Below are 4,111 nucleotides of genomic sequence, written 5' to 3' on the forward strand. Positions count from 1 at the left end.
CCGTTGACGGCGCCGGCCGGCTCGCGGCTCGGCGCGGGCGCGGCCTTGCCGCCGCCCTTCTCGTTGAGGCGGAACTCGACGTCCTCCTGGAACTTCCGAAGCTGCTCCTTGAGCTGCCGGTTCTCGTATTGCAGCGTCTCGATCTGCCCGGCCATCATCCGGGACTGGTTCTCGATCCGGTTGAGGCGCACGACGAATTCGGAGGCGTCCTGCGCCGCGGCCGGGGCGGCGAGGCTGAGGACGGCGCAGGAGGCGAGAAGCAGGCGGCGGAGCATGGTGGCACCGGTCGTGACAGGGAGCGCGCAAGTTCGGCGCGAGGCCGGTAGCAGATGCGCTCCAGCACGGCAAAGTTAAGGCGATGCCGGCTCGGGGCCCCTCGAGCCGCACGGCGAGGGCGGGCCTAGGGGGCCGGCCGCATGCGGCGGCGCCCCGGAAGTTGCCGCCACGACCGGCCTGGTGTGAGATGCCCGCCGCGAAGTCCCGAACGGCCGGATGCGAAGCCCCCATGCCGCAGGAACGGATCATCGTAGAAGCGACGGCGTCCGCGCCGGTCGGCGTCGTCCGGGACGCCTACACGATGCCGGATCGGATCACGCAGTGGAATTTCGCGTCCGACGACTGGCATTGTCCGACGGCGACCGTCGACCTTCGGGAAGGCGGCACGTTCACGGCGCGCATGGCGGCGAAGGACGGCAGCATGGGCTTCGATGTCGCGGGCACCGACACCAGGATCGTCCCGAACGAACGGATCGAATACGCCTTCGGCGACCGTCATGCGGTGGTCGAGTTCACCGCGTTGGGCGACCGGACCGGCGTGACGGTCGCGTTCGATCCCGAGACCGATGTCCCCATCGCGCAGCAGCGCAGCGGCTGGGCCGCCATCCTCGGCAACCTCTGCCGACACGTGGCGAGAGGGTGAGCCGCGCCGGACGCGTCGGCCGGACGCGTCGCGGCGGGTGCCGTCCCCCCGCTCGCCCCTGCCCCGATACGCCCGCCCGAGGAGGCCGCGTTGTGGTGGAGGCAGGATGGCGGGGTCGTCGGGCGACGAAGGTCGCGCCTGCGGTCAGCTTCCGGCGCCGCGGTCGAGCACCGTCACGGCGCGGCGGTTCTGCGACCAGCACGAGATGTCGTTGCAGACCGCGACCGGGCGTTCCTTGCCGTAGGAGACGGTGCGCATCCGCCCGGCGGCGATGCCGCGCGAGGCGAGGTAGTCGTTCACCGCCTGGGCGCGGCGGGCACCCAGCGAGAAGTTGTACTCGCGGGTGCCGCGCTCGTCGGCATGGCCCTCGATGAGGAAGCTGTAGCGCGGGTAGCGCTGCAGCCAGGCCGCCTGCTTGTCGAGGGTGCCGGTGGCGGTGGGCGTCAGGTCGGTCGAGTCGGATTCGAAGAACACCCGGTCGCCGACGTTGACGACGAAGTCCTGCGCGCTGCCGGGGGTGGAGGCGCCGCCGCCGAAGGCGGAGGCGTCGGCGAGGTCCTTGTCGCTGCTGCAGGCCGAGACGGCGAGGCCGGCGCAGAGGGCGAAGCTCAGGGAGGCGGCGCGGAAGGTGGCGGCGCGGAAGCGCGCGGATCGGGGCATGTCTGTCACTCCACGAGCGGACGGTGTGCGCCGGCCCGGTCCCGGGTCGCGGCAGGTCGGCGCGTTGATGTCCGCGCGATCAAACGAGATTGGGCTTTAGGCCTGTCGGGTTAAGCGAAGGTTCCATCAAGCTTGACGCCGGGTTTCCAACGGAGCCGGCCCGCCGCCGATGTGTCGTGGCGCACGAAGGACTCGCGGCGCGCGGACCGACGTCGCGGGCCCCGTCAGGCACCCGCATTGCGGCGGCCGCGCGGCCCGGCCTCGCGCAAGCGTCGATTCGACCGGAGCGTTGCGGCGGCGCAACAACGGCGCGTCGCGGGCGAGCCCGCGCGGGCATGCGGGGCCGGGGGCGGCGCGCGTTAGGGAAGCGTTAACGCTCGCGGCCTCCACTGAGGCGAAACCTGCCGACCGGATCCACCCCGATGCATCCCGCCCAGAGCGTGCTCATTGTCGAGGACAGCTACCTGCTCCTCGAGATCGTCGCGTCGCTGTGCGAGACGCAGGGCATCCGCGTCATCGAGGCGTCGAGCGGCGAGGCCGCGCTGACGATCCTGCGCGAGCGCGGCCGCACGATCGACTGGCTGTTCACCGACATCCGCCTGCCCGGCCTGATCGACGGCTGGAGCGTGGCCGAGGCCTTCCGCGCGATGCATCCCGACCGGCCGGTGGTCTACACCTCGACCGCCCCCGGCCTGCCGCCGCGCGCCGTCCGCGGCGGCCTCTACCTGCGCAAGCCGTTCCAGATCCGCGACATCGAGCAGGTGGTGCGGATGATGGCGCAGGGCGTCACCGACGAGCCGCTCCGCGCCGCGATGTGATCGTCGCCCGGTCGCGCCGGGGCGTCACGCGACCCGCCCCGGCTCACGCGGCCTCGGCGCGGAACATCGCGACGATCTCCGGCGCGCCGATCCAGGCCTCGACCCGCGCGCAGGCGAGGTCGCTCGGCTCCGCGGCGTCGTACAGGGCGAAGCTCGCCGCCAGGAAGCCGGGCAGGTCGTACAGGACCGGGAAGGCGTCGCCGCGGGGCTTGGTCTTGAACAGGTACGAGCCGGTGAGCCCGTAGATCTCGGCGATCGGCGGATAGACCGGCCAGACCACGTCGCGGGCGAGCTCGTCGCCGAGGTAATCCTCGATCTCCACCGGCTCCGGCGCGAAGCCGCTCTCGACCAGCAGGCGCCGGGCGATGTCGGCGACGACGAAGACCTTCGGGTGGTTGATCACGTGCATGAAGGCGCCGCGCCGGCTCCAGCGGCTCATCTCGCGCTCGAGCCCGAAGGCGACCGTGGCCCCGCCGCCGATCAGCTCGCGGACCGCCGGCTCCCACTGGTCGAGATAGCCGAGCCGCCGGAACACGTCCTCGCGGAACAGCCGCCCGGCCTGGGTCGCGGTGAGGCCGAGGCGGTGGGCGCACAGGGCGATCGCCGAATGGTACTGCCCGAGCGGCGAGCGCGCGAGCTTCAGCGCCGCGAGGTCCTCGACCCGGCCGGCATAGACCATGTCCGGATGGAAGGCCGAGAACACGATCGTCGGAAACAGCTTGGTGCGCGGGTCGCGCCGGCGCAGGACCGCGATGTCGCCGCCGGGGAGCAGCCCGGCCGGAAACAGCTGCGAGAACACGTGGTCGGAGGCGGCGAGCGTCGACACCAGCCCGTCGATGTCGCCGTGGTCGCGCCCGAGCGTCCCCATCGGCAGGAAGCGCACCGGGCTGTTGGGCGCCAGCAGCCGCATCGCCTGGGCCACGCCGCGCGCCTGGCAGTTGCCGAGCACCGCGATGCGCGGGCCGCGCCGGCCCGCATCGGCAGCGGGCTTGGCGCGCCACGGTGTCGCCCAGGATGGCGGCGACAACGAGAACGCGCCGCGGGCGCGCCTAGGCAGATCGGACAGGGCCACGTTACGCGCCGGGTGCATCGGGTGGGGCGAAGAAGCTCGGGGCGCGTCGCCGAGGCGGTTGCGCCGGAGGTCGGAGGAAGGGTCTACAAGATGACGTCCAACCCCTATAGCGGTCTACCGGCCGAGCGTTTCTGGCGCAAGGTCGTGACCAACGTCGCCCCCTTCGCCGTCGATCCGCGGCCGCGCGCGCCCTTCGCGATCGGCCAGGCCGACAAGGTCGCCACCGGCGGATCGTGCTTCGCCCAGCGCGTCGCCGAGGCGCTTCGGGCGGAAGGCTTCAATTACTACGTGACGGAAGCCGCCCCCGAGGGCACCGCGCCGGCGGAGGCCAACGCGCGCCAGTTCGGCACCTTCTCGGCCCGGTACGGCAACCTCTATTACACGCGCCAGTTCGTGCAGCTGTTCGACCGGGCCTACGGCCGGTTCGAGCCCGAGCTGAAGGCGTGGCTGCGCGAGGACGACCGCTACGTCGACCCGTTCCGCCCCACCGTCGAGCCCGCCGGCTTCGCGGACGAGGCCGCGGTGGTCGCCGCGCGCGACGCGCATCTGGCCGAGGTGCGCCGCCTGTTCGAGACCCTCGACGTGTTCGTGCTGACGCTGGGCCTGACCGAGGGCTGGCGCTGGCGCGCCGACGGCGCCGCC

Annotated in this window: 6 protein-coding genes; 3 read left to right on the forward strand and 3 right to left on the reverse strand. The window is 72.4% G+C overall.

Annotated features, from left to right (window positions below; genetic code table 11):
* Positions 1-275 (reverse strand): YbgF trimerization domain-containing protein (locus FV230_RS25415; protein WP_281408328.1); only part of this gene is annotated, 275 nt, incomplete at its 3' end.
* A gap of 188 nt (positions 276-463) precedes the next feature.
* Between FV230_RS25415 and FV230_RS25420 the strand changes: the two genes are divergently transcribed.
* Positions 464-919: an SRPBCC domain-containing protein gene (locus FV230_RS25420; protein ID WP_246695000.1), complete on the forward strand. Its 456-nt coding sequence runs from the start codon at positions 464-466 to the stop codon at positions 917-919.
* A 144-nt stretch (positions 920-1,063) separates the two neighbouring features.
* Here the strand turns inward: FV230_RS25420 and pal are convergent, their stop codons facing one another.
* Positions 1,064-1,579 (reverse strand): peptidoglycan-associated lipoprotein Pal, encoded by a 516-nt coding sequence (gene pal / locus FV230_RS25425; RefSeq protein WP_147729567.1) that lies wholly within the window; start codon positions 1,577-1,579, stop codon positions 1,064-1,066.
* A gap of 422 nt (positions 1,580-2,001) precedes the next feature.
* Between pal and FV230_RS25430 the strand changes: the two genes are divergently transcribed.
* Positions 2,002-2,397, forward strand: coding sequence for a response regulator (locus FV230_RS25430; protein WP_147729566.1), 396 nt, complete (start codon positions 2,002-2,004; stop codon positions 2,395-2,397).
* Positions 2,398-2,440: 43 nt separating this feature from the next.
* Here FV230_RS25430 and FV230_RS25435 read toward each other — a convergent pair whose 3' ends face one another.
* Positions 2,441-3,424 carry a WcbI family polysaccharide biosynthesis putative acetyltransferase gene (locus tag FV230_RS25435; protein ID WP_246695001.1) on the reverse strand — a complete coding sequence of 328 codons (984 nt, stop codon included), beginning with the start codon at positions 3,422-3,424 and terminating at the stop codon, positions 2,441-2,443.
* Between the two features lie 135 nt (positions 3,425-3,559).
* Between FV230_RS25435 and FV230_RS25440 the strand changes: the two genes are divergently transcribed.
* A partial coding sequence (locus FV230_RS25440; RefSeq protein ID WP_147844373.1) for a GSCFA domain-containing protein occupies positions 3,560-4,111 on the forward strand: 552 nt, incomplete at its 3' end.

Origin of the sequence: Methylobacterium sp. WL6 (genome assembly GCF_008040095.1) — a bacterium.
Classification (GTDB): Bacteria; Pseudomonadota; Alphaproteobacteria; order Rhizobiales; family Beijerinckiaceae; genus Methylobacterium.

What these genes read in the sequence shown, in the direction of transcription:
- pal (WP_147729567.1), bottom strand. Translation starts at nt 1,579, where the DNA reads ATGCCCCGATCCGCGCGCTTCCGCGCCGCCACCTTCCGCGCCGCCTCC.
- FV230_RS25430 (WP_147729566.1), top strand. Translation starts at nt 2,002, where the DNA reads ATGCATCCCGCCCAGAGCGTGCTCATTGTCGAGGACAGCTACCTGCTC.
- FV230_RS25420 (WP_246695000.1), top strand. Translation starts at nt 464, where the DNA reads ATGCCCGCCGCGAAGTCCCGAACGGCCGGATGCGAAGCCCCCATGCCG.